The organism is Rhizobium binae (assembly GCF_017357225.1).
Classification (GTDB): Bacteria; Pseudomonadota; Alphaproteobacteria; order Rhizobiales; family Rhizobiaceae; genus Rhizobium; species Rhizobium binae.
The window spans coordinates 305,343-327,514 of sequence record NZ_CP071607.1 but is presented as its reverse complement, the minus strand read 5'-3'; the positions used below and the strand labels follow the sequence as shown (position 1 = coordinate 327,514).

The following is a 22,172-nucleotide window of genomic DNA, read 5'->3' as shown; positions in this document are numbered from 1 at the left end:
CCATCCTCCAAAACGTTAACGCGGCCGCGCGCCCTCCCAGGCGCTCTGCAACAAAGTCCGGATCGCTTCCCATTCGATCGGGCGCGGGTTCCAGTAAGGATTCTGGGCGGCGAGTTCCGCCGCACGGTCCAGATCGGCCTCCTTCATACCCAGATCGCGCAGCGCCAAGGGGGCACCGATCGAAGCAGCAAAATCATAGACACCGCCGCCCAGCGAGCCGCCAAAAAGATCGGCAGCGGGTTTTAACGCATCCGCTGCGGCCTCCGCATTGTAGGCGGCAGAATGGGGAAGAATGACCGCATGGGTTTCCGCATGCGGCAGATCGAAGCTACCGCCCAGCGTATGGCAGAGCTTGTGATGCAGGGCCATGCCAACCGCTCCGAGCACCATACCGCACAGCCAGGAACCGTAAAGCGCTTCGCTTCGCGGCTCGATGTCCCCAGGGGCCTTGACGATTTGAGGTAACGCCTGCTTCAGCGCACGCAGGCCCTCGACCGCCATCATTGACGAAATTGGATTGCGATCCTGTGCATAGAGACCTTCGACCGCATGCGCCATTGCATTGAGCCCGCTGCTGACGCTGATGTTGACCGGCAATCCCAATGTCAATTCTGGGTCGTAGATCACCACTTCGGGCAGGATGCCAGGCCCGCGGACCGTCGTCTTCTGCCCGTTTTCCGTCTGGCCGAGGATCGGTGTAACCTCAGACCCCGCATAGGTCGTCGCCACCACGATTTGTGGCGCGTCGTTGCGATAGGCCATCGCCTTGCCGAGACCGATCGTCGATCCGCCGCCGATTGCGACCACGCAATCGGCGCCGGCCAAATTGTATGCCGCGATCGCGCGCTCGGTCACATCGACCGGCGTGTGCATGACAGCACCGTCGAATAATCCCGCCGCAAGCGGGCCGAGGGAAGCAGCGATGCGCTGAGCGTCGGCTTTCTGGTGCGGGGTCGAAAGGATCAGGGCGCGCTTGCCGCCCTGCCCTGTAATCGCCTCGGCGAGGCGACTCACCGAGCCGCTCCCGAAGAAGATTTGGGCCGCGCTGGCCGTGTATCTGAAAGATGCAACCATGCTATCGATCGAGTTTGAAGAGTGAAACCGCGTTGGTGCGACCGATCTTCAGACGGTCGGTCTCGGAGATGGTCGTGCTGTCGAACCAGTTTGCAGCATGATCGACGTTCTCGAATGGCCAGTCTGTCGAGAACAGAATACGGTCCGCGCCGATTTCCAGCATAGCATCGATCAGCGATTGCGTGCGGAAATTCCCCGACGTCGTAATGTAGAAATTCTCGTTGAAATAATCGGCAATCGGGCGTTTGGCCGGATAGTTCTTTTCCACCTTGACCCACGCATTCCGGTTGTCGATGCGCCACATCATGTACGGCAGTCCCTCGCCCATATGACCGACGATGATCCGCAAAGCCGGGTGCTCGTCAAACAGGCCGGATCCCATCAAGCGCAGCGCATGAACAGCGGTCTCCTGCGCGAACGCCCATGTCGGACCCATCAGCCAGGAGTGGCCGGCATAGATCCGGCTATCCTGCGGCAGCGGGTTGCGCGGATGCAGATAGAAGGGAACGTTGAGTTTTTCGACTTCGGCCCAGAACGAACGATATTGCGGCAGGTCGTAGTAAAGCGGCATGGTTCCGTCGCCTTCCTGCGAGAAGCCATTCACCAGTGCGCCGACGAAACCCATCGTTGTCACGCAGCGCTGCAATTCCTGCGCGGCCGCATCTGGATCCTGCAGGGGCAAAGCTGCAAATCCCAGGAAACGGTTCGGGTTCTTGACGCATTGCTCCGCCAGAAAGTCGTTGGCGCGTCGGGATATCTCCAGAGCCTTTGCTTTATCCGGGATCGCTTGCACGGCCGGAGCGTTCAGCGACAGGATCATTTTCTCGATGCCGTGGGCATCCATCAGCCGCAGACGCTTGTCCTGGATATCAAGAAGCCGGGCGGACAGTTCCGTCCAGTAGTCGCCCGGCACGAACCCCGCCGAATCCTGCAGCGTCTCGGGAATGGCGAAATGTTCTTCAAGCGCGATCTTGCCTTGCACGATATGCTCTCTTTCCTGTCTTAGGTCGAAATAATGGGGATGGCGGATCAGAATTGCCCCCTGGGCGGAAGACCGAGCAGTTGCTGGCCGACCATGGTGCCCACGGCATCCCAGTTCATGGAAATATGGCGCCCGACGGCATTTGCATCGCGCCATGCCCGCTGGACGGGGTTGGACATCTGGAGGCCGAGGCCGCCTGTCGATGCATTGAGAGCTTCGACGGCCCGAAGAGCCAGGCTGACCGCAAAGGACTGGCTGCGACGGGCGAGAATCCGATCGTCCTCGGTGATCTCGCCGGTGCCATCCTCGCGGGCCTGGGCCAGTTGCTGCGCCCGGGCAATATCGCGCAGAATGATTTCGCGGGCGGCATCCACGCATGCGGAGGCTTCCGCCACGCGAAGCTGGATCGTCGGAAATTCCGCGATCTTGTTGTTGCCACCAGCCACTGCACCACGTGTCACACGGGCTCCCATGTGGTCGATATAGCTCTCCAGTGCGCCCTTCGCCGCACCGACGGCTGCGCTGCCGAGGCAGAACGGAACCCCCATGAGCAGCGGAATGTTGAAAAGGCCGATACCCCTATAGCCTCGTCCGCCCGGCGTTCTACCGGAGGTCGCGTCCGGAAAACTCAGCATGCGGTATTCCGGAACGAAGACGTTCTTGAGGGTCAGGCTTTTTGAGCCGGTGCCCGCGAGGCCGACCACATCCCAGGTCTCGGCAATGGCATAATCGCTGGCGGGAACCAGAAGGAACGCCGGTACAGGACGCTCCCCCTCGCCGTTTGCCGGAATGATCGCCGCACAGAGCGCCCACTGGGCATTTTCGCATCCGCTCGCAAAGGCCCAATCTCCAGATAACCGGAAACCACCTTCGACGCGTTCCGCCATGCGGACCGGCGCATAGGAACCGCAGAGCAGGGCATCCGGATTGCTGCCCCACACCTCCTGCTGAACCCTTTCATCGAACATGGCGAGGAGCCATTGATGCGCGGAAAGGAGGCCGGCAACCCAGCCGGTGGAGGCACAGGCCGACGACAGTTCGATATTTGCATCGACAAGCTCGGCAAACGATCCTTCGTCGCCACCGAAACGGGCAGGCTTGACGATATCGAAATAGCCGACGGAGCGCAGCAGATCGATATTGCGTGCCGGCACGCGGCCGGATTTTTCCGTGTCGCGCGCACCGGCACTGATCTCGTTCAACACCGGGGCGATACGATCTGCAAGGCATGCGTTCTCAACCCGCGCCGAAGCGGGCAACAGGGCAGCTGTATTGTTCATGGAACTACCTTCAGTTCTGGGATGCAGGAAGCGCGTGCTGTGGCGCGCAGTATTTCGAATTCTCGTACATCAGCGCGGTCGTGTCGTCGGAATGGCGTGTATCCACCACCTGCCCGATGAAGATCGTGTGCGTGCCATAAGGAACCGCGCCCATACGGCGGCAGACAACCGAGGCATGAGCGGAGCCCAGGACCATCATGCCACGCTCATGGCGAACCCAATCGGCAGCATCGAAGCGACGCTCAGGCGCAATCTTGCCGCTGAACCCTTCCGATACGGCTGCCTGCCTGTCCGTCAGAACGCTGACGGCGAATTCCGGCACCTCGAGCAGCATGTCGTGCAGGTAGGTGCGATTGTTCAGGCAGATAATGAGAGATGGCGGATCCATCGAAAGTGATGTGACAGCAGTAGCCGTCATTCCATGATCGGCACCGTTGCGACAGGCGGAAATGACCGTCACCGTCGCCGGGAAACGGCGCATGGTCGATCGAAACGCATCGCTGATCGGTGCGGGCGTCGGCGCTATGCCGAGGGCAGCAGTGGCAGACATGATTTCCTCCCGTATCTCCTTGGGGCCCAAACTATTGCATTTGCAACTATTGTCAATGCAAATTTAGAGATTAGGCGGGAAAATGCTTGCTCTATCCAACCGTTCTCGGCAGTCGAAAGCCAATCGTATTGTCATCCCGGTAATTTAAGTGCATGTCGGAGAGAGCCTTCAGCAAGCCGAATCCCGCCAGCAGACAGAGACATGTACAAACTTACCGATTCCGTTCCCTATCTTCTCAATCGCGCCGGCGTGCGGATAGCCGAGGTCTTCGCGCAGAGAATCGCCGAAGACAATCTCAGCGTGGCGATGTACCGGGTCCTGGCCATGCTCAAAGAGCGCCAAGAGAGCACCCTGGGGGATCTCGCCGACGTCGTCTCTGTCGAGATTTCGACGCTTTCGCGCCTCGTCGGCACACTGGCCAAGCGCAAGCTGGTGTCGCGAACACGTCCGGAAGATAATGGCCGTATCGTCATCGTAAGGCTGACCCCGCAGGGCGAGGCGATGACGGAAAGGCTTATGCCGCTTGCCGTGGAACTCGAACGCACCGCGGTGCAGGGCATGTCGGACGAAGAGGTCGCAGCCCTGAAGAAGGCGCTGCGCCGCATGCACAGCAACCTGCCGGCAATATCCGCAAAGGGAAAAGTTGCGGGCTGAAAAGTTTGCAGTTGCAAATATTTTATTCGCAAGTATTTAATGGCATGTCATCGTTGTCTTGACATCGCTCTCTCTCGGGTGAGTCTGGCGGCTGGGAGGAACCTCGCCGGCAACGATCCAGGAGGATTTGTACATGGATCAACGCGGACCTGCCGCTGGCAGGAGCGTACTTCCTGTACTCAAATGTATGGGGAGGGAAAATTGGCCATACAAGATCTCGCTATTATCAAGGAAAACGTTCGCAGCCCGAATATCATCATCGCTCTTTGCGGCCTGCTGATCCTGTTCGACGGCTATGACCTGATCGTCTACGGCGCGGTCGCGCCGGCATTGCTCGGCGAAGCCAGCTGGGGCCTGACGCCCGGCCTGGTGGGACGAGCTGCCTCCATCACCCTGTTCGGTATGCTGCTGGGCGCTCTCGTCGCCGGAACACTCGCTGACAGGATAGGTCGCCGCAAGGTCATCATAGGCAGTCTGCTGAGCTTCTCCGTTATGATGATCGGCAGCGGTCTTGCGCCGAACTTTCTCGTTTTCGAGGGAACACGCTTTCTAGCCGGTCTGGGCCTTGGGGCTCTTTTTCCCACGGTAACTGCGTTGATCATCGAGTTTTCTCCGCCGAAGCGGAAGGCAATAGCCTACTCGATTGCTCTTCTCGGTTATCTGGCTGGCGGCATCATCTCGGGTATCCTCGGAATGCTGCTGGTGCAGAAATACGGATGGCGTCCACTGATGATCATCGGCGGCACACCGATCCTGCTTCTGCCTTTCTTCATCCGCCTCATCCCCGAATCCCCCGAATGGCTGGCAACGAAAAACCGCCAGACCGAAGCCAACCAGATTGCAAACCAGTACGGGCTGCCCAACCCCGTAGCCAGGCCTGCTGTGTCACGCCAGGTCGGCATCAGGTCGCTGTTTTCCGAAGGTCGCCTGCTGCCGACATTGAACGCATGGGGCATCCACTTCTGCTCGCTTCTGCTCACATTCGGCATGGTCAACTGGCTTCCGACCATCATGAACAAGATGGGCTATGATCTCGGTTCCGCCCTGCTCTTCTCCGTAACGCTCAATCTCGGAGCCGCAGTCGGCCTCCTGATCGGCGCACGGGTTGCCGACCGCGGAAACGTCAAAATAGTCGTGGCGGGTATGTTTCTCCTCGGAGCCTGCTCGATCGGGTTGCTGACGCAGGTGAACCAAGGTCTCCAGGTCTATGGTCTCGTAGCACTTGCCGGTACGGGAACGATCGGCACGCAGATCCTCGCCAACGTTCTCGTTGGAAACCTCTATCCGGTCGAAATCCGTGGAACCGGCCTTGGCTTCTCGCTCGGCATCGGCCGTATCGGAGGCATGATAGGACCGGCCATCGGCGGTGCGGTTCTGGGTGCAGGCCTGGCTCCGCAGTGGAACTTCTACATCTTCGCATCGGTAGCAGCCTTGGGATGCCTCCTGGCGCTCGCGACACTGCTATATCGCACCATACCGCACTGATCGGGTGGCGTTGGGCCAACCCTATTCGATCGGTTTAAGCCTCGTGATGGCATCCACTTGCCTACGCCGGCGGTGAGATGATGACTCGCCTGATTTGAAAATCGGGCGAGCCAGGCCCCAGCCCACGGATGGTTAAAAAACTCGTTCTGGCGCAGTAATGTCCACCGAGGATTTTTCGCCTTCAGCGGTTTCCCTGCCCTACGTTTCAAGCATTCGGCGTCCGCGGCAAGCCGCTGAAGCCGTCGACACATCATTTCGCGGCCGCCAGCCCCAGGCCGGCAAGCTTCAGCACCTCCTCGGCCTTCGCATCGGGATCGACGCCCGGTTCGATCTGGCCGTCGATTATCAGCAGGGCGAGGCCGCGCTCGGCTTCATCTTACTGAAGGATCTCGGCCCCACCGAAATGGCCAAACGCTTCTTCAGCCTGCCGCAGGACGCGCCGGACGGGGGCGCGGGTCCGCATATCATATGCGCCAGAAACTCCTGATTTCCGGCTGCCCATATGGCGCGGCCGTCATTAGCCGTCGATATAGGAGCGCCTTACCGTTATGAGCAAACTGCGAATCAAATCGTCCCGCACCCAGATCCGATCCTTCCGCCAAGCCGCGACTAGCCAATGGAGGATGGCCGCGCTGCAACTCGCCCGAATCCACCTTGCGGCTTCCATGCGCCCGCGCGTCAAAATGTGACAGTACCTGGTGGAGTAGTTCTCCGAGGCGGCTGTCATACCTTGTTGCTTCAACTCCCCGGCCAAACCCTCTCCGACGTCAAGCGCCGCGCTCTTTCTGCTCGGTAGCGGCCGCAAAGACGGCGCTGGCATCGCTGACGATTTCCACATGGGCATAGGCCGCCCGCGCGGCGGCCGCACTATCCGCCCGCATGATCGCCGTCACGATCACGTCATGCTCGTCGTAGGATTTCGCCAGCCGACCGGACAGCCGGAACTGCGCGCGGCGAAAAGGCGCAAGCCGGGCCCTGCTCTGCGTCACCAGTTCATGGATGTGCTCGTTGTGGGCGCCGCGATAGAGCCGACTATGAAATTCGGTGTTATAGGCAGCATACTCTTCGTCGGCGCCCTGACGCACGAGCCGGGCCGAGGCGCGGTGCTCGATTTCCAAAAGGCGCCGTTCCTCGATCGTCATCCGCTCGGCGGAAAGCCGCGCGCAAATGCTCTCGAGTTCCGCCATCGCCTCGAACATCGAATGCAGATAGGTTTCCGTTACATTGGTGACGACGGCGCTGCGGTTCGGTTCGCGTTCGACAAGCCCCATCGCTCCGAGTTCCCGGAGCGCCTCGCGCACCGGGGTGCGCGACACTTCGAAACGGGCCGCCAGCGAAATTTCGTCGAGCTTGTCACCCGGCAGCATCTGCCCGGTCACGATCATGTCAGCGATTGCCCGCACCATCTGCTCGACGGTCGTTCCTGCCCGGATGATCTCCCGGCGCCGGATCTGCTTCGATGGGTCACTCTGATCCTTGGTCATGCTGCATACACATGCATTGCCCACTACACAAAGTCAAATATGGAAACAATACGTTGTTTTCATTTGAAAAAATGACTTAGCTCGCAACCGGAAGCAAGCACCCCTTCGTCGCACGTGAAATTATCGCCAACTTTATAGGCTTTGCATAAATTTTATACTTGGATTTCAGGAAATTGCATACACTTACAACATCCGTCGGACGACCTTAAAATTAATATCGTCAAATCAATCTGTTAATATCTGGCACGGCCATTGCATACACTTCCCCGTAATCGATCAACCGGCAGAACCGCCATAAAGGGGAGCATTCCAATGATCAAACTCCTTTCCATGAACCGCCGCATTTTTCTTCAGGCTTCTGCTGCCGCTGCCCTCGCCGGCGCGGCGCCCGGCCTCCTCTCCTCGCGCGCCCTTGCCCAGGGCGCCCTTACCGTCGGATTCATCTATGTCGGTCCGAAGGACGATTATGGCTACAACCAGGCGCATGCCGAGGGCGCTGCTGCCGTCAAGGCGCTGCCTGGAGTCACCGTCGTCGAGGAAGAGAACGTGCCGGAGACGGTCGACGTCCAGAAGACGATGGAATCGATGATCAACCTCGATGGCGCGGCTCTGCTTTTCCCGACCTCCTTCGGTTACTTCGATCCGCACATGCTGGCGATGGCCGCCAAATATCCCGATACCCAGTTCCGCCATTGCGGCGGCCTCTGGCAGGAGGGCAAGCACCCGGCCAATACCGGCTCTTACTTCGGTTACATCTTTCAGGGCCAGTATCTGAACGGCATCGCGGCCGGCCATGCGACGAAAAGCAAGAAGATCGGCTTCGTCGCCGCCAAGCCGATCCCGCAGGTGCTGCAGAACATCAATGCCTTCCTGCTCGGCGCGCGCACCGTCGATCCGACCATTACCTGCCAGGTGATCTTCACCGGCGAATGGTCGCTCGCCGTCAAGGAGGCCGAAGCCACCAACGCATTGGTCGACCAAGGCGCCGATGTCATCACCTGCCATGTCGACAGCCCGAAGGTCGTCGTCGAGACGGCGGCCGGCCGCGGCGCCTTCGTCTGCGGCTATCACGCCAACCAGAGCTCGCTCGCGCCCGAGAAGTACCTGACCGGTGCCGAATGGGCCTGGGGCAACGTCTACAGCGACTTCGTCAAAAGGGCCCAGGCCGGCGAAAAGCTCGGCAACTTCGTGCGCGGCGGCCTGAAGGACGGCTTCGTCAAGATGAGCGCACTCGGCCCCGGCGTTTCCGAAGCCGGGCGCAAGGCCTTCGAGGCCACCCATGCCGAGATGATGAAAGGCGGCTTCTCGGTCTTCAAGGGACCGCTCAAGGACAACCAGGGCAACACGGTGGTGACCGCCGACAAGAGCTACGCCGAAGACGCGATCGAGCTCGAAAGCATGAACTATCTGGTCGAGGGTGTCGTCGGGTCCACGGCATAAACCGCGAAGGGAGAAGCGCCATGACCGTCCAGGCCAACGATCCCGCAATATCCATCGCCGAAAACCCGGCTTCGCTGCGTCCCATCCTCGAATGGATCGCGCGAAAGGCCGAACCCCTTGTCATCGGCCTTGCTGCCATCCTGATCGGTCTTGCGCTCTTCTCCCTGTTCATCCTGGCGATCGGCAAATCGCCGGCAGTGCTTTTCCAGCTCATGTATACCGGCGGCTTCGGCAGCTGGTTTTCGGTGCAGAACAGCTTGAGCCGTGCCGCACCCCTTCTCCTGACGGCACTCTGCGTCGCCCTGCCCGCCCGCCTCGGCCTCGTCATCATCGGCGGGGAAGGAGCGGTCGTGCTGGGCGGCGTTGCCGCCGCGGCCATGGCCATGCCCCTCGCGGGTTCGGCGCCGGTCTTGCTGACGCTCGTTCTCATGGGAATTGCTGCCATGGTGGTCGGCGGCATCTGGATCGGCCTCGCCGGTTTTCTGCGCCACTACCGCGGCGTCAACGAGACCATCTCGTCGCTGCTGCTCTCCTATATCGCCATCGCCTTGATGAACCAGTTCGTCGAAGGGCCGCTGCGCGATCCTGCAAGCCTCAACAAGCCGTCGACCAAACCGCTGCCGGCTGAGTACATGCTCGGCAACATCCCCGGCATGGACGTGCATTGGGGCCTTGTCATCGGCATTGTCGCCTGCATTCTCTCCTGGATCCTGATCGAAGTGACGAGCTACGGCTTTGCCGCCCGTATTGCCGGCGGCAATGTGCGCGCGGCCCAGATTCAAGGCTTGCCCGTGGGCAGGCTGATTGCCGGCTTCACCGCGATCGCCGGCAGCTTCGCAGGGCTTGCCGGCATGATCGAGGTCGCCGCCGTCCAGGGCAGCGCCAATGCTTCGCTCGCTGCCGGCTACGGCTACACCGGCATCCTCGTCGCCTTCCTTGCCCGCCACAATCCGCTGGCGATCATTCCGGTGGCGATCCTGCTTGGCGGCATCGACGCCTCGGGCGGCCTGATCCAGCGCCGCATGGGGCTGCCTGATGCCACAGTGCTGGTGCTGCAGGGCATGCTCTTCCTCGTCATCCTCTTCTGCGAGACCTTCTACGGCCGCTTCAAGATCTTCAATCCCGACCTCTGGAAAAGGAGCCTCTGATGGAAGAGACAGGCATCGGCGCCTGGGGCGTGCCCCTCGCCATCCTTGCAGGCGCCATCCGCGTGTCCACCCCTTTCATCTTCGTCAGCCTGGGAGAGACGATCACCGAGCGCTCCGGCCGGATCAATCTCGGCCTCGAAGGCACGCTCGTCTTCGGCGCTATGACAGCCTATGCCGTCGCCGTCATGACCAATTCGCCCTGGCTCGGCGTGCTCGCGGCCATGGCGACAGGCGCGGTCTTCGGCCTCGTCCACGGCTGGATCTGCAAATGGCCCAAGGTCAACGATATCGCGATCGGCATCGCCATGATGCAGTTCGGCCTCGGTCTCGCCTTCTTCCTCGGCAAGCCCTTCATCCAGCCGGCAGCGCCGCATCTGCCGGCAATTCCGCTCGGCTTCTGGTCCAGTCTGCCGCAGATCCAGGCGGCGCTGAACATCAACGTGCTGTTCCTCCTCGGAGCCGCCCTCGCCTTCCTTCTCTGGTGGGCGTTCAAGAACACCCGGGTCGGCCTCGTCCTGCGCGTCGTCGGCGACAGTACGGATGCAGCGCGCGCCATGGGCATCAATCCGGATCGCGTGCGGCTGCTTGCCACGGCGGCCGGCGGTTCGCTGGCGGCGATCGGCGGCGCCTATCTGTCGCTCTATTATCCCGGCTCCTGGAACGAAGGCATTTCCTCCGGTCAGGGCCTGATGGCCGTAGCCCTCGTCATCTTCGCCAGATGGAATCCTATCGGCTGCTTTCTTGCCGCCCTGCTCTTCGGCGGCGCCGGCGCGTTCGGCCCGGCACTGCAATCGGTCGGCGTGACCGAGGGCTACTATCTCTTCTACGCCGCACCCTACGTGCTCACCCTCGTCATCATGATCGCCACCTCCTCGCCCACCCGCGCGCTTTCGGGTGCGCCGGGCGCGTTGTCGCTGACGAAATGAGGAAGGAGCAGCGCATGTCCGGCACCTGCGCATCAAACGGATCGGAACGGCCGCGTCACCACAGCGACACGTTCAAACTCACAGGCGAATAGGAGAAGAAGACGATGGACGCCATGGTCGAAACCAAAGGACATTATATCGACGCCGACCCCTATGCCTGGCCCTATAACGGCGATCTGAGGCCTGACAACACCGCCCTCATCATCATCGACATGCAGACCGATTTCTGCGGCAAGGGCGGCTATGTCGATCACATGGGCTATGACCTGTCGCTCGTCCAAGCGCCGATCGAGCCGATCAGACGTGTGCTGGCCGCCATGCGCGACAAGAGCTATCACATCATCCACACGCGCGAAGGCCATCGGCCCGACCTTGCCGACCTGCCGGCCAACAAACGCTGGCGCTCGCAGCGCATCGGCGCAGGGATTGGCGATCCAGGCCCTTGCGGGCGTATTCTGACTCGCGGCGAACCCGGATGGGACATCATCCCCGAACTTTATCCGATCGAAGGCGAGACGATCATCGACAAGCCGGGCAAGGGTTCCTTCTGCGCCACCGACCTGGAACTGATCCTCAACCAGAAGCGCATCGCAAACATCATCCTGACCGGGATCACCACGGATGTTTGCGTCTCCACCACCATGCGCGAGGCCAACGACCGCGGTTTCGAATGCCTGCTGCTGGAAGATTGCTGCGGCGCGACCGACTACGGCAACCATCTCGCCGCCATCAAGATGGTGAAGATGCAGGGCGGCGTCTTCGGCTCCGTCTCAAATTCGCAAACGCTCGTGAGCCAGCTGCCATGAGCACGGTCCGCGACACGCCTCTCCCACAGGCCGGCAGGGCCGTCGGCATCGATACGCTCGACATGACGATGCGCTTCGGCAGCTTCACGGCGCTCGACCATGTCTCGATCAAGGTGCCCGCCGGCAGCTTCCACGCTTTGCTCGGCGAAAATGGCGCCGGCAAATCGACCCTCGTCAAATGCATCATGGGCTTCTACCACGCCACCGCGGGCGCGCTTTCCGTCGACGGCCGCGAAGTGGTCATCGCCTCACCCAAAGACGCCGCCATCTATGGCCTCGGCATGGTCTATCAGCACTTCACGTTCGTCCCGTCGCTGACCGGCGCCGAAAACCTTGTCATCAGCCGCGCCGAAGTACCGGCCATCATCAACTGGGCGAAGGAGCGGAAGGACCTTGCCGCCTTCATGGAACGGATGCCGTTCACGATCCCGCTGGACCGCCCCGTGAGCGAGCTCGCCGCCGGCGAGAAGCAGAAGCTGGAGATCGTCAAGCAGCTCTATCTCGGCCGCTCCTTTCTCGTTCTCGACGAACCGACCTCGGTTCTGACCCCTGCCGAAGCCGATGAGATGCTCGGTCTCATCCGGGGAATGACCGAGCGCGGCGAATTGACCGTTCTGATGATTTCGCACAAGTTCCATGAGGTGACGAAATTCGCCGATGCCGTCTCGGTCCTGCGGCGCGGCAGGCTGGTCGGGACCGGCAAGGTCGGCGACCTCTCGACATCGGAGATGGCCGCCATGATGATCGGTGACGTGAAGCTTGCAGAACTCGACAGCCGCGTTCCCGTCTCCGAAAACGCCAGGCCCGTCCTTGCGGTGGAGCAGGTCAAGGCGCCGGACCGCTCTGGCCTCAAGACCATTGCGATCGACAATCTCATGGTCCGCTCCGGCGAGATCGTCGGCATTGCCGGCATTTCGGGCAATGGTCAGAAAGAGCTGACGGAGATCCTTGCCGGCCAGCGGCCGGCCGACAGCGGCAGCGTGAGCGTCAATGGCCAGACCTATGGCGCGACGCGCTCCGAGACCCGCAGGAACAATGTCCGCTTCATCCCGGAGGAGCCGCTGCAGAACGCCTGCGCCCCGCGCATGACGGTCAGCGAAAATCTCGCCTTCCGAACCTTCGACCTGAAGGCGGACGGCAAGGATGCAATCTGGCTGAACAAGGGCAAGATGAAAAAGCGGGCGGCGGCACTGATTTCGGACTTCAAGGTGAAGACCGCCTCCTCTTCCTCGCCGATCGCGGCACTTTCAGGCGGCAACGTGCAGCGCGCCGTGCTCGCCCGCGAACTGACCGGCGAGGTGGACCTGCTGATCGTCTCGAATCCCTGTTTCGGCCTCGACTTCTCGGCTGTCGCCGAAATTCGGGCCCGCATCATGAAGGCCCGCAATTCCGGCACGGCCGTGCTGCTGCTCTCCGAAGACCTCGACGAGTTGCTGGAGATGTCCGACCGCATCATGGTCATTTCCGAAGGCAGGCTGGTTTACGAGACACCGGCGCGCGCGGCCGATATCGCCGTGATCGGCGCCCACATGGCGGGGCATCATTGATGGCCGAAATCAAGGCAGAACCCTTCGCTTTCCCGGTGAAGCACGGTCAGCTTGCCCTTATCGTCATCGATATGCAGCGGGATTTCGCCGAACCCGGCGGCTTCGGCGCAAGCCTCGGCAACGACGTCAGCCGCATCGGCAAGATCGTGCCCGATGTCAAACGCCTCATTCAGGGCTTCCGCAATGCCGGCCTGACTGTCATCCATACGATGGAATGCCACCGGCCCGACCTCTCGGATCTGCCGCCGGCGAAACGCGACCGCGGCAATCCCAGGCTCAGGATCGGCGACGAAGGCCCCATGGGCCGCATCCTCATCGCAGGCGAGCCGGGAACGGCGATCCTGCCGGAGCTTGCGCCGATCGACGGCGAAGTGGTCGTCGAAAAACCCGGCAAAGGCGCCTTCTATGCAACTGGTCTCGGAGAGGTGCTGCAGCGAAAGGGCATCAAGCAACTGGTCTTTGCCGGCGTGACCACCGAGGTCTGCGTACAGACGACCATGCGCGAGGCGAACGACCGCGGCTATGAGTGCTTGCTCGCCGAGGAAGCGACGGAAAGCTATTTTCCCGAGTTCAAGGCCGCCGCCATCGCCATGATCCGCGCCCAGGGCGCGATCGTCGGCTGGACCGCCCATGTCGACGACATTTTGGAAAGCATCGCCCATGCCTGAAACAACCCGTGAACTTCTGACGTCGGGCGGCTGGAAGGAACTGGAGTTCGGCCCCTTCCGCGATCAGGTGACGATCCACTGGATCCGTCCCTTCGAGGACGACCAGCCGGGCGTGGCGCTCCTGAAATACGAGGCCGGCGCCAGCGTTCCGCGCCACAGGCATGAAGGACTTGAAACCATTCTCGTTCTCGATGGCGTACAATCCGACGAGGCGGGCGATTACGCCAGGGGCAGCTATATCGTCAATGCGCCCGGCACCGAACACTCGGTCTGGAGCGACACCGGCTGTGTCGTGCTCATCCAATGGGATCGGCCGGTGAAAATACTGGAAGAGAAGTAGCTTAAGATCGGCGATGCCAGCTTTCGACATTGCCTCGCTGCGCCATTCTATGGCGATGGCGACAGCACACCGCGATTGTTGGCATGGTCCTGGCCGCGAGTCCCCGTCAATGGATCACGCCACATTAACAATTTAACGCTGCATAAAACCAAGCAAGTTGCGACGTACTAATGCGCGGCAGGTCCCTTACCGAACCTCGAACTCCGGATCGGGCGGAACCTGCATGGCGAGGGCGAGATGGTTTGTCTGCGCGGCAAGCCCGATGATCGTCAGGAGTTCGCCGTGCTGGGCATCGGTCATGCCGCGCGACCGGGCGGCTGCGGTGTGGGATTGAATGCAGTACTGGCACGCATTGGCCGTTGATACCGCAATGTAAATCATCTCGCGCGTCAACGGATCGATGGCGCCTTCGACGGTCATGACCGATTTGAGCGCCTCCCATACCCGCTTGAGATTTGCGGGATCGTTTGCAAGAGCCCGCCAGAAATTGTTGATGAAATCGGTCTTGCGTGTCGTCCTGATGTCATCGAACACGGCTTGCACGGCTGGAATGGCTGCGGCCTCTTGATCCGACAGAAGTTTGACTGTTGCCATCGAAAGTTCCTTTCCGGCGCCGCTCTACGGCCTCAAGCATGACATTGCTCGGCGCTCCCACGCCGCCGGCGGAAGATACGAAGAAACGGCCATGGCCGCCAGCCTCCCTGCCGGCGAGGAAATCGCAGCGGCTGTTCCACGAAAACAGGCAAGATTAGAAATTATTGTCTATATATTTTATAGATTATACGGTTCCATAGCCTTGTCGACTTCAGCACCGAGAATTCGAACGCCCAATGGATGCATCCTTGGGCGCATGACCTGCCGACTTCTTCCAAATCAACAGGAGATTTCCATGAGCAATCCGGTTCTTGTCAATCAGATCATTCCCGAGTCCGACGTCGTCCCGCTGACCGGCCGTGTCGGAGCCGAAATCAAAGGCATCCGCCTCGGCGGAGCGCTTTCGGATGCAACGGTGGCAGCCATCAACCAGCTTCTCCTGCAGCACAAGGTCATCTTCTTTCGCGATCAGGGGCATCTCGACGATTCCGCCCAGGAAGCCTTCGCGCGCCGCCTCGGCGATCTCGTGCCGCATCCGACGCAGGGACCGGTCGCCGGCACGGCCTCCATCCTCAATCTCGATTCCAGCCGTGGCGGCGGCAGAGCGGACCAGTGGCACACCGACGTCACCTTCGTCGACGCCTATCCCAAATTCTCCGTGCTTCGCGGCGTCGTCATCCCGGCATCCGGCGGCGACACGATCTGGTCCAATACCCATGCGGCCTATGAAAGCCTGCCGGCGCCGCTGAAACTGCTGGCGGAGAATCTGTGGGCCATTCACAGCAATGCCTATGACTACGCTGCCGTGCGCCCTCGCGCCACCGCCGAAGAGAAGAAGCATTTCGAGGAGGTTTTCACCTCGACCATCTACGAGACCGAGCATCCGGTCGTGCGTGTCCATCCGGAAACCGGCGAAAGATCGCTGCTGCTCGGCAACTTCGTTCAGCGCCTGGTCGGCGTTTCGAAGAGCGACTCAGCCAAACTCTACGAGGTCTTCCAGTCTTACGTCACCGCCCCGGAAAATACCGTGCGCTGGCGCTGGAGAGCCGGCGATGTCGCGATCTGGGATAATCGCGCCACCCAGCATTATGCCGTCAACGACTATGGCGACCAACACCGCGTCGTGCGCCGTGCCACCGTTGATGGCGATGTTCCCGTCAGCATCGACGGCCGCCGCAGCATAACACGCGTCAAGGCTGCCAAGCCGCAAGCAAAGGCGGCTTGATCGCGCACATGTAAGTGTCGCCCGGAAGCAAAATGCGCCGCATACCTTACGAGAAGGAAAGCTTCTCGCTTGGCCGGGTCAGGGTTTCCGGGCGCAGCACCGCATCGAGATGCTCCTTCTGCATCAGGCCGCGCTCGAGAAGGATTTCGTAGACCCCCCGTCCCGAATGATGCGCTTCCAGCGCAACCTCGGTGGCATTGCGGTAGCCGATATAGGGATTCAACGCCGTCACGATGCCGATCGATTGCTCGACCGTCTGCCGCAGCCGGTCGCGGTTGGCGGTGATGCCTTGAATGCAATTCGCCTCGAGCGTCAGGCAGGCATTGGTCAGGTGGCTGAGACTGCGATAGAGGCTGTAGAAGATCACCGGTTCAAAGGCGTTCAGCTGAAGCTGGCCGGCCTCCGCGGCCATGGTGATCGTCACGTCGTTGCCGATCACTTCGAAGGCGACCTGGTTGACGACCTCGGGGATAACAGGATTGACCTTGCCGGGCATGATCGAGGAGCCGGCCTGGCGTGCCGGCAAGTTGATTTCGTTGAAGCCGGCGCGCGGCCCCGAGGACAGCAGCCGCAGGTCGTTGCAGGTCTTGGACAGCTTGACCGCGACGCGCTTCAGAACGCCCGAAAGCTGCACGAAGGAGCCACAATCCTGCGTCGCCTCCACCAGGTCAGGTGACGTCACCAGATCGACGCCGACAATCTCGGACAGGCGCTCGCGCACCAGCGCCGCGTAGCGAGGATGAGCGGTGATGCCGGTGCCGATCGCGGTGGCGCCGAGATTGATCTCGCGTATCAGCGAGACCGCTTCCGAGAGGCGCGCCTCGTCCTCCGCCAGCATCAGCGCGTAGGTTCCGAATTCCTGGCCGAGCGTCATCGGCACGGCGTCCTGCAATTGCGTACGGCCCATCTTGAGGACGTCGGCGAACTCGACTGCCTTGGCCTCGAATGCCCGGCGCAGGATCGCCATGGCGTCGACGAGACGATGAACGCCGATCCATGCGGCAAGCTTCAGCGCCGTCGGATAGACGTCGTTGGTGGATTGCGAGAGATTGACGTGCTCGTTCGGATGCAGGTGCTGGTACTCGCCGCGGCGATGCCCGAGGATTTCCAGCGCCCTGTTTGCAATCACCTCGTTGGCGTTCATGTTGGTCGAGGTTCCCGCCCCGCCCTGGATCAGATCGACGACGAAATGGTCGTGCAGCCCACCGTCGCGGATTTCGATGCAAGCCGCGATGATGGCGTCGGCCCGCTCCTGATCCAGAAGGCCGAGGCTCGCATTGGCCTGAGCCGCCGCCTGCTTGATCGCCGCCAGGGATGCGATCAGATCCGCCGATTCCTTCAGCGTCTGACCGGTAATCGGAAAATTCTCGACTGCGCGCAGCGTATGCACGCCGTAATAGGCCGAGGCCGGCACGTCGCGATCGCCGATCAGGTCGTGCTCAACGCGGATAGCAGTCATATGGGATGTCGTCATGGCAGGAACTTTCGAGTGGGGCGCTGCGGGCACGCATTGCGGCGGCAGGCTGAAGACGAGAATGGCTGGTGACGCGGCGGGATAGCCGCATCCGGAGGCGTCATCGGGTCAGGGCGGCCAGATGAGGATCGTCGCCGTCCGCCTTCGATCCGCGCAGCTTGAATGGAAAATACACGCCGCCTGTCGTTACACCCATCGTGTTCAGGCGTTGGGGATGATGGAACGGCGCGAGCTGGTTTCGGATCTCAAGCGAACCGATCCCGAGCCGGTCGAGGAGCTCCGTCACGACGGCGTAAAGGATTTCCAAATTGCCGTCCTCGATCTTGACCGAGATGCCGAGCGCACCGTCCGTTCCCAATCGCCGGGTTTCGTCCGAGGCCCGCACGCCGATTGCGTAGCTGGCATCGGCCCCGAGCTTGCCGATAAGGGCGCCCTCGAATGCGCGCATCAGCACCGTGCAGTAGCGCCCCTCGCCCGCGACCATGTCAGGATGACGCGCCATTGACTGGAAGATGCGAGCCAGTGCCGGCCCCCGCGTCGACGGCCCCTCGCCGGCCCCGGCCCCGTCCGCAGCCGCGGCAAGCTTGGCATAGATGCGGGCCAGGCGGTCCAGGGGAAAAGCCGGGGTCGGGAGATTGCATCCATCGATCCCCCATTCGACGCCCTCAACGTCCAGATCGCAGAGTTCGGCGACGGTGCGTCTAACCCTCCCCTGCATCGGATGGTCCGGCAGGTGGTAGCCGTCGATGCCTGCTCCGATCGCCCGGGCGCCGGCAAGCATGCCGACGTGCTTGCCCGAGCAATTGCTGCAAACCGCCGTCGGGACAAAGTCCTGCCTGATCCAGGCGCGGTTGACCGTTTCCGACAGGGAAGGATGGCCGCCGCAGCGAAGGTCGGCCTCCTCGGCCTTGATCTTCGACAGCATGGCCCGCGTTCGCGCGATATGCCTTTCTTCGCTGCTGTGGGACGCGCACATCAGCGCGATATCCGCGTCATCGAAGCCGTAACGCGCGAGACCCTCCGTCTCCAGGATGGCAAGCGTCTGGGCCGGCTTGGCGGCCGAGCGGGCGAGCGTCATACGCTCGGGATTTCCCAGCGCGTGGAGCAGCCTGCCCTCTGCATCGACGACCGCCGCGTGGACGCGATGACTGTTCTCGACGATGCCGCCACGATCGGTGACGACGAAATCCTCACTCGAGGTCATGTCTCTCTCCATTCATACCGCACCCCGGCGGCGACACTCGCCGCCGGAGCAAGCTTGGATGATCGGTATCAGGCCAGATCGAAACCGCCGCGATCCTCGCCCTGTTCGGCTGCAATCGTGTAGATGCGCTCACGCATCAAGAGCCAGCCGACCACCAGCGCCGGAATGATCAGGGCCAGAGAGGCGACCGTGTAGGTTCCGACCGGATAGTCGAGGGCCATCAGGATCACGACGACGGCGAGGAAGCCCAGCGTCAGCACGCCGGTATAGGGCGCGCCGAACATCCGGAATTCAGGCCGCGCCAGCTTGCCCTGCCGCGACAGCTGCCACAGCTTGAGCTGGCAGAGAACGATCACGCCCCATGCGGCGATGATGCCGAGAGCGGCGACATTCAGGCCGATCTCGAAGGCCTCTGCCGGAACAATGGCGTTCAGCACGACGCCGAAGGCGGTCACGACAGCCGTCACCGCAATGCCGCCATAGGGAACGCCGGACCGGTTCATCTTCGCCAACGCGGCCGGTGCCGAACCTGATATCGCCATGGAATGCAGGATGCGGCCGGTCGAATAGAGGCCGGCATTGAGCGACGACAGGACGGCGGTCAGCACGACGAGGTTCATGACGACATCGGCGCCCTGGATGCCGATCTTGCCGAAGAAGGTCACGAACGGGCTCTCGCCGCCCTTATAGGCGGTATAGGGCAGCAGCAGTGACAGCAGCAGGACCGAGCCGACATAGAAAACCACCAGACGGAGCACGACCGTGCGGATCGCCCTTGGCATGACCTTCCGGGCATTTTCGGTTTCACCGGCGGCGGTGCCGATCAGCTCGATCGAGGCATAGGCGAAAACAACGCCCTGTATCACCACCAGGGCCGGCAGGACGCTGTTCGGGAACATGCCGCCGAAATCGGTGATCGTATTCAGGCCCGGAACATGGCCGTCGATCGGCGTGCCGGTGACGACGAAGTAGACGCCGACGACCAGGAAGACGACGAGGGCGAGGACCTTGACGAGGCTGAACCAGAATTCCAGTTCGCCGAAGACCTTCACCGACAGTAGGTTCATCGAGAGGACGAGGACCAGCGCCGCCAGCGCAAACACCCACTGATCGATCATGGCGATCCATGGGACATAGGCCTTGAAGAAATTCATGTAGAGCGCCACCGCGGTGACGTCGGCGACCGCCGTCATCGCCCAAGTCAGCCAATAGAGCCAGCCGACGGCGAAGGCGAGCTTTTCGCCGTAAAATTCCCGGGCATAGGAGACGAACGAGCCCGAGGTCGGGCGATGGACGATCAGTTCGCCGAGAGCTCTCAGAACGAGGAAAGCGAAAAAGCCGCACAAGGCATAGACCAGCACAAGTGCCGGACCGGCAGCGGCAAGCCGACCGCCGGCGCCGAGAAACAGCCCCGTGCCGATGGCGCCGCCAATGGCGATCATCTGGATCTGCCGCGGCTTCAGCGCCTTATGGTAGCCGAGATCCTCCTCGGCAAAAACCTGGCCGTCCGCCTCGCCTTTGTTGGATTGCATGACTGTCATTTCTCCTCCCTATCCCTGGGTTCGGCAACCTCCCGGCCGCCCCTTCGCGCAGATGCATGAAGATGTTAATCTGCTATGCGGTCTGACAGGTTTCGCGCTTAAAGGAAAAACTACCCTGCAGTCAAGGATTTTCACTGTGCTATTTGGGGATGCGTAACCGGCGGCCTGCGGAAAGGCAGTCGTTGGCGGCTGAATGCGTCGTTTCCCCACGCCGAGCGAGGGACCTTAGCGCGGCTCGGCGCCGATGATGCGGCCGACAGCCGCCTCGACCTTCTTGAGATGAATTTCCATCGCCGCCTGGGCCTCGGCCTCCGCACCTCTGCGGATCGCTTCGACGATGGCGCGATGCTCTTCATTCGATTCCTGACGCCTCGGCCCCAGGGCGGTCAGTAGCCCGGATTGCTGCGCCATCGCGTCGCGCACGTCATCGACAATGTCGCGAAAGACGGCATTCTTCGATGCCTCGGCAATCAGCCCGTGAAAATCCGAATCCAGCCGCACCCAGGCCTCGGTATCTTCTTCCCGCTCCATCCGGTCGCAGAGCGCCAGCAGCCTGGACAGTTCATCATCGCTCCGGCGCAGCGCCGCCCAGCCGGCAGAGGACACCTCGACGAAGGCGCGCGCCTCCATCAGATCCCGCGCCGAATAATTGCCGTAGCGGATATCTCCGTCGCCCCCGGCGGCGAGCACATAGGTCCCGCTTCCGGTCCGCGTCTCCGTCAGCCCCAAAATCTGCAGCGAGCGCAGCGCTTCCCGCACGATCGGACGGCTGACACCGTATTTTGCCGCGAGCTTGGCTTCCGACGGCAGCTTGGAACCGGCGGCGAAGCGGCCGGACAGAATGAGATTGCGCAGCTCCTCGAACACCAGTTCCGAGGCGCTTTTTCGACTGAGGATCGCGGAGTCGGAAAGCCAGCTTTCTAGATCGTTCATCGCTTTGCATTCGATCGGCAGCGACCCGGATAACAGGGCGCGACATTGGAAATCATCTCGTCAGCGGCGCTCGCTCTATTCACTGGCAATGCCGATGATGGAACGCTTGACCTCCAGCAGGTGCTCCGCCATCGCGGCGCGGGCATGCCCCTCGCTGCCTGCGGCGATTGCCTCCAGAATGCGGCGATGCTCGGCGTTGGAGGCTTTGCGTCGTCCGCGAACGTGCTCCACCAGTTCCGACTGCGTCGAAAGCGCGCCGCGGACATCGGCGACGACCTTCCTGAAAATCGCATTGCCCGAGGCTTCGGCGATTTCGCCATGAAACTCGGCGTCCATCCGCACCCATGCCTGAACATCCTCTTCCTCGTCCATCCGGTCGCACAAGGATGTGAGCGACGCCAGTTGCTCGCTCGAGCGCCGCAATGCCGCCCAGCCCGCCGCCGGTATCTCGATGCAGGGGCGCGCTTCCATGAGATCGCGGGCGGAATAGCCGCCGCCGAGCTGCCGCGCGGGGCTTTCCGAAACGACGAAAGTGCCCCGGCCGGTCCTGGTCTGCGTGAACCCCAGCGTCTGCAGCGAGCGAAGTGCCTCACGCACGATCGCCCGGCTGATGCCGTAACGTTCGGCGAGCTGTACCTCCGAGGGAAGGCGGGTGCCGAGAGCCAGTTTCCGATCGACAATGGCCGTGCGGACATCTTCGAAGACCGCTTCGGCAGCGTTTCTCCGGCTGATCTCGTTCTTCGCCGACAGCCATGAATCCAAATCCTGCATCGAGGGACGATGCGGGCATTCGAGAGAGCTGTCAAGCAACCGGACA

At 61.6% G+C, this 22,172-nt stretch carries 21 protein-coding genes and 1 pseudogene; 11 read left to right on the top strand and 11 right to left on the bottom strand.

Features of this window, described 5'->3' with window-relative positions:
• Positions 1 to 15: 15 nt before the first annotated feature.
• Genes J2J99_RS28415 through J2J99_RS28400 form a run of 4 tightly spaced genes read right to left on the bottom strand, consistent with a single transcriptional unit; the run spans position 16 to position 3,886 of the window.
• Positions 16 to 1,074, bottom strand: coding sequence for a maleylacetate reductase (locus tag J2J99_RS28415; protein ID WP_168301403.1), 1,059 nt, complete (start codon positions 1,072 to 1,074; stop codon positions 16 to 18).
• A gap of 1 nt (position 1,075) precedes the next feature.
• Positions 1,076 to 2,056, bottom strand: a complete 981-nt coding sequence (gene tsdA, locus J2J99_RS28410) for a gamma-resorcylate decarboxylase (protein ID WP_168301404.1) — start codon at positions 2,054 to 2,056, stop codon at positions 1,076 to 1,078.
• Between the two features lie 47 nt (positions 2,057 to 2,103).
• Entirely contained in the window at positions 2,104 to 3,336 is a 1,233-nt protein-coding gene (locus J2J99_RS28405) for a flavin-dependent monooxygenase (RefSeq protein WP_168301405.1), read from the bottom strand.
• Positions 3,337 to 3,346: 10 nt separating this feature from the next.
• The gene (locus tag J2J99_RS28400; RefSeq protein ID WP_168301406.1) at positions 3,347 to 3,886 is read right to left on the bottom strand and encodes a flavin reductase family protein; all 540 of its coding nucleotides are present in this window, start codon (positions 3,884 to 3,886) and stop codon (positions 3,347 to 3,349) included.
• Positions 3,887 to 4,087: 201 nt separating this feature from the next.
• Between J2J99_RS28400 and J2J99_RS28395 the strand changes: the two genes are divergently transcribed.
• The 3 genes and pseudogenes from J2J99_RS28395 to J2J99_RS28385 all read left to right on the top strand — a co-directional run.
• Complete coding sequence (locus J2J99_RS28395) at positions 4,088 to 4,540, top strand: MarR family winged helix-turn-helix transcriptional regulator (protein ID WP_168301407.1); 453 nt, start codon at positions 4,088 to 4,090, stop codon at positions 4,538 to 4,540.
• A gap of 183 nt (positions 4,541 to 4,723) precedes the next feature.
• A complete protein-coding gene (locus tag J2J99_RS28390; RefSeq protein ID WP_205919180.1) occupies positions 4,724 to 6,025 on the top strand; it encodes an MFS transporter in 1,302 nt (433 codons plus the stop codon).
• A 361-nt stretch (positions 6,026 to 6,386) separates the two neighbouring features.
• Positions 6,387 to 6,512, top strand: a pseudogene (locus J2J99_RS28385) (SAM-dependent methyltransferase); the annotation flags it as partial.
• 280 nt (positions 6,513 to 6,792) lie between these two features.
• Here the strand turns inward: J2J99_RS28385 and J2J99_RS28380 are convergent.
• Positions 6,793 to 7,509 (bottom strand): GntR family transcriptional regulator, encoded by a 717-nt coding sequence (locus J2J99_RS28380; protein WP_168301409.1) that lies wholly within the window; start codon positions 7,507 to 7,509, stop codon positions 6,793 to 6,795.
• Between the two features lie 312 nt (positions 7,510 to 7,821).
• Here J2J99_RS28380 and J2J99_RS28375 point away from each other — a divergent pair, with 312 nt between their 5' ends.
• The 7 genes from J2J99_RS28375 to J2J99_RS28345 all read left to right on the top strand — a co-directional run bounded on the left by J2J99_RS28375 (position 7,822) and on the right by J2J99_RS28345 (position 14,384).
• Positions 7,822 to 8,949, top strand: a complete 1,128-nt coding sequence (locus J2J99_RS28375) for a BMP family ABC transporter substrate-binding protein (protein ID WP_168301410.1) — start codon at positions 7,822 to 7,824, stop codon at positions 8,947 to 8,949.
• 20 nt (positions 8,950 to 8,969) lie between these two features.
• A complete protein-coding gene (locus J2J99_RS28370; protein WP_168301411.1) occupies positions 8,970 to 10,097 on the top strand; it encodes an ABC transporter permease in 1,128 nt (375 codons plus the stop codon).
• Complete coding sequence (locus J2J99_RS28365; protein ID WP_168301412.1) at positions 10,097 to 11,023, top strand: ABC transporter permease; 927 nt, start codon at positions 10,097 to 10,099, stop codon at positions 11,021 to 11,023. Before J2J99_RS28370 ends, J2J99_RS28365 begins: the two co-directional genes overlap by 1 nt.
• 104 nt (positions 11,024 to 11,127) lie before the next feature.
• A complete protein-coding gene (gene biuH / locus J2J99_RS28360; protein WP_168301413.1) occupies positions 11,128 to 11,829 on the top strand; it encodes a biuret amidohydrolase in 702 nt (233 codons plus the stop codon).
• Positions 11,826 to 13,376: an ABC transporter ATP-binding protein gene (locus J2J99_RS28355; protein ID WP_168301414.1), complete on the top strand. Its 1,551-nt coding sequence runs from the start codon at positions 11,826 to 11,828 to the stop codon at positions 13,374 to 13,376. The genes biuH and J2J99_RS28355 overlap by 4 nt, the downstream gene beginning before the upstream one ends.
• Positions 13,376 to 14,044, top strand: a complete 669-nt coding sequence (locus J2J99_RS28350; RefSeq protein ID WP_168301415.1) for a cysteine hydrolase family protein — start codon at positions 13,376 to 13,378, stop codon at positions 14,042 to 14,044. Before J2J99_RS28355 ends, J2J99_RS28350 begins: the two co-directional genes overlap by 1 nt.
• A complete protein-coding gene (locus J2J99_RS28345; RefSeq protein ID WP_168301416.1) occupies positions 14,037 to 14,384 on the top strand; it encodes a cupin domain-containing protein in 348 nt (115 codons plus the stop codon). Before J2J99_RS28350 ends, J2J99_RS28345 begins: the two co-directional genes overlap by 8 nt.
• Positions 14,385 to 14,570: 186 nt before the next feature.
• Here J2J99_RS28345 and J2J99_RS28340 read toward each other — a convergent pair whose 3' ends face one another.
• Positions 14,571 to 14,978 carry a carboxymuconolactone decarboxylase family protein gene (locus tag J2J99_RS28340; RefSeq protein WP_168301417.1) on the bottom strand — a complete coding sequence of 136 codons (408 nt, stop codon included), beginning with the start codon at positions 14,976 to 14,978 and terminating at the stop codon, positions 14,571 to 14,573.
• A 295-nt stretch (positions 14,979 to 15,273) separates the two neighbouring features.
• Here J2J99_RS28340 and J2J99_RS28335 point away from each other — a divergent pair, with 295 nt between their 5' ends.
• Positions 15,274 to 16,203 carry a TauD/TfdA dioxygenase family protein gene (locus tag J2J99_RS28335; protein WP_168301418.1) on the top strand — a complete coding sequence of 310 codons (930 nt, stop codon included), beginning with the start codon at positions 15,274 to 15,276 and terminating at the stop codon, positions 16,201 to 16,203.
• Positions 16,204 to 16,249: 46 nt separating this feature from the next.
• On the opposite strand, the gene aspA is transcribed toward J2J99_RS28335, so the two are convergent.
• From aspA to J2J99_RS28310, 5 genes are all read right to left on the bottom strand, one after another.
• Positions 16,250 to 17,677 carry an aspartate ammonia-lyase gene (gene aspA / locus J2J99_RS28330; protein ID WP_168301419.1) on the bottom strand — a complete coding sequence of 476 codons (1,428 nt, stop codon included), beginning with the start codon at positions 17,675 to 17,677 and terminating at the stop codon, positions 16,250 to 16,252.
• Between the two features lie 100 nt (positions 17,678 to 17,777).
• The gene (locus J2J99_RS28325) at positions 17,778 to 18,881 is read right to left on the bottom strand and encodes an asparaginase (RefSeq protein ID WP_168301420.1); all 1,104 of its coding nucleotides are present in this window, start codon (positions 18,879 to 18,881) and stop codon (positions 17,778 to 17,780) included.
• A gap of 68 nt (positions 18,882 to 18,949) precedes the next feature.
• Positions 18,950 to 20,422 carry an amino acid permease gene (locus tag J2J99_RS28320; RefSeq protein WP_168301421.1) on the bottom strand — a complete coding sequence of 491 codons (1,473 nt, stop codon included), beginning with the start codon at positions 20,420 to 20,422 and terminating at the stop codon, positions 18,950 to 18,952.
• A 225-nt stretch (positions 20,423 to 20,647) separates the two neighbouring features.
• Positions 20,648 to 21,355, bottom strand: a complete 708-nt coding sequence (locus J2J99_RS28315; RefSeq protein ID WP_168301422.1) for a FadR/GntR family transcriptional regulator — start codon at positions 21,353 to 21,355, stop codon at positions 20,648 to 20,650.
• Between the two features lie 75 nt (positions 21,356 to 21,430).
• Positions 21,431 to 22,126 (bottom strand): FadR/GntR family transcriptional regulator, encoded by a 696-nt coding sequence (locus J2J99_RS28310; protein ID WP_168301423.1) that lies wholly within the window; start codon positions 22,124 to 22,126, stop codon positions 21,431 to 21,433.
• Positions 22,127 to 22,172: the final 46 nt, after the last annotated feature.

What these genes read in the sequence shown, in the direction of transcription:
- J2J99_RS28415 (WP_168301403.1), bottom strand. Translation starts at nt 1,074, where the DNA reads ATGGTTGCATCTTTCAGATACACGGCCAGCGCGGCCCAAATCTTCTTC.
- J2J99_RS28405 (WP_168301405.1), bottom strand. Translation starts at nt 3,336, where the DNA reads ATGAACAATACAGCTGCCCTGTTGCCCGCTTCGGCGCGGGTTGAGAAC.
- J2J99_RS28400 (WP_168301406.1), bottom strand. Translation starts at nt 3,886, where the DNA reads ATGTCTGCCACTGCTGCCCTCGGCATAGCGCCGACGCCCGCACCGATC.
- J2J99_RS28395 (WP_168301407.1), top strand. Translation starts at nt 4,088, where the DNA reads ATGTACAAACTTACCGATTCCGTTCCCTATCTTCTCAATCGCGCCGGC.
- J2J99_RS28390 (WP_205919180.1), top strand. Translation starts at nt 4,724, where the DNA reads ATGTATGGGGAGGGAAAATTGGCCATACAAGATCTCGCTATTATCAAG.
- J2J99_RS28380 (WP_168301409.1), bottom strand. Translation starts at nt 7,509, where the DNA reads ATGACCAAGGATCAGAGTGACCCATCGAAGCAGATCCGGCGCCGGGAG.
- J2J99_RS28375 (WP_168301410.1), top strand. Translation starts at nt 7,822, where the DNA reads ATGATCAAACTCCTTTCCATGAACCGCCGCATTTTTCTTCAGGCTTCT.
- J2J99_RS28370 (WP_168301411.1), top strand. Translation starts at nt 8,970, where the DNA reads ATGACCGTCCAGGCCAACGATCCCGCAATATCCATCGCCGAAAACCCG.
- J2J99_RS28365 (WP_168301412.1), top strand. Translation starts at nt 10,097, where the DNA reads ATGGAAGAGACAGGCATCGGCGCCTGGGGCGTGCCCCTCGCCATCCTT.
- biuH (WP_168301413.1), top strand. Translation starts at nt 11,128, where the DNA reads ATGGACGCCATGGTCGAAACCAAAGGACATTATATCGACGCCGACCCC.
- J2J99_RS28355 (WP_168301414.1), top strand. Translation starts at nt 11,826, where the DNA reads ATGAGCACGGTCCGCGACACGCCTCTCCCACAGGCCGGCAGGGCCGTC.
- J2J99_RS28350 (WP_168301415.1), top strand. Translation starts at nt 13,376, where the DNA reads ATGGCCGAAATCAAGGCAGAACCCTTCGCTTTCCCGGTGAAGCACGGT.
- J2J99_RS28345 (WP_168301416.1), top strand. Translation starts at nt 14,037, where the DNA reads ATGCCTGAAACAACCCGTGAACTTCTGACGTCGGGCGGCTGGAAGGAA.
- J2J99_RS28340 (WP_168301417.1), bottom strand. Translation starts at nt 14,978, where the DNA reads ATGGCAACAGTCAAACTTCTGTCGGATCAAGAGGCCGCAGCCATTCCA.
- J2J99_RS28335 (WP_168301418.1), top strand. Translation starts at nt 15,274, where the DNA reads ATGAGCAATCCGGTTCTTGTCAATCAGATCATTCCCGAGTCCGACGTC.
- aspA (WP_168301419.1), bottom strand. Translation starts at nt 17,677, where the DNA reads ATGACGACATCCCATATGACTGCTATCCGCGTTGAGCACGACCTGATC.
- J2J99_RS28325 (WP_168301420.1), bottom strand. Translation starts at nt 18,881, where the DNA reads ATGACCTCGAGTGAGGATTTCGTCGTCACCGATCGTGGCGGCATCGTC.
- J2J99_RS28320 (WP_168301421.1), bottom strand. Translation starts at nt 20,422, where the DNA reads ATGACAGTCATGCAATCCAACAAAGGCGAGGCGGACGGCCAGGTTTTT.
- J2J99_RS28315 (WP_168301422.1), bottom strand. Translation starts at nt 21,355, where the DNA reads ATGAACGATCTAGAAAGCTGGCTTTCCGACTCCGCGATCCTCAGTCGA.
- J2J99_RS28310 (WP_168301423.1), bottom strand. Translation starts at nt 22,126, where the DNA reads ATGCAGGATTTGGATTCATGGCTGTCGGCGAAGAACGAGATCAGCCGG.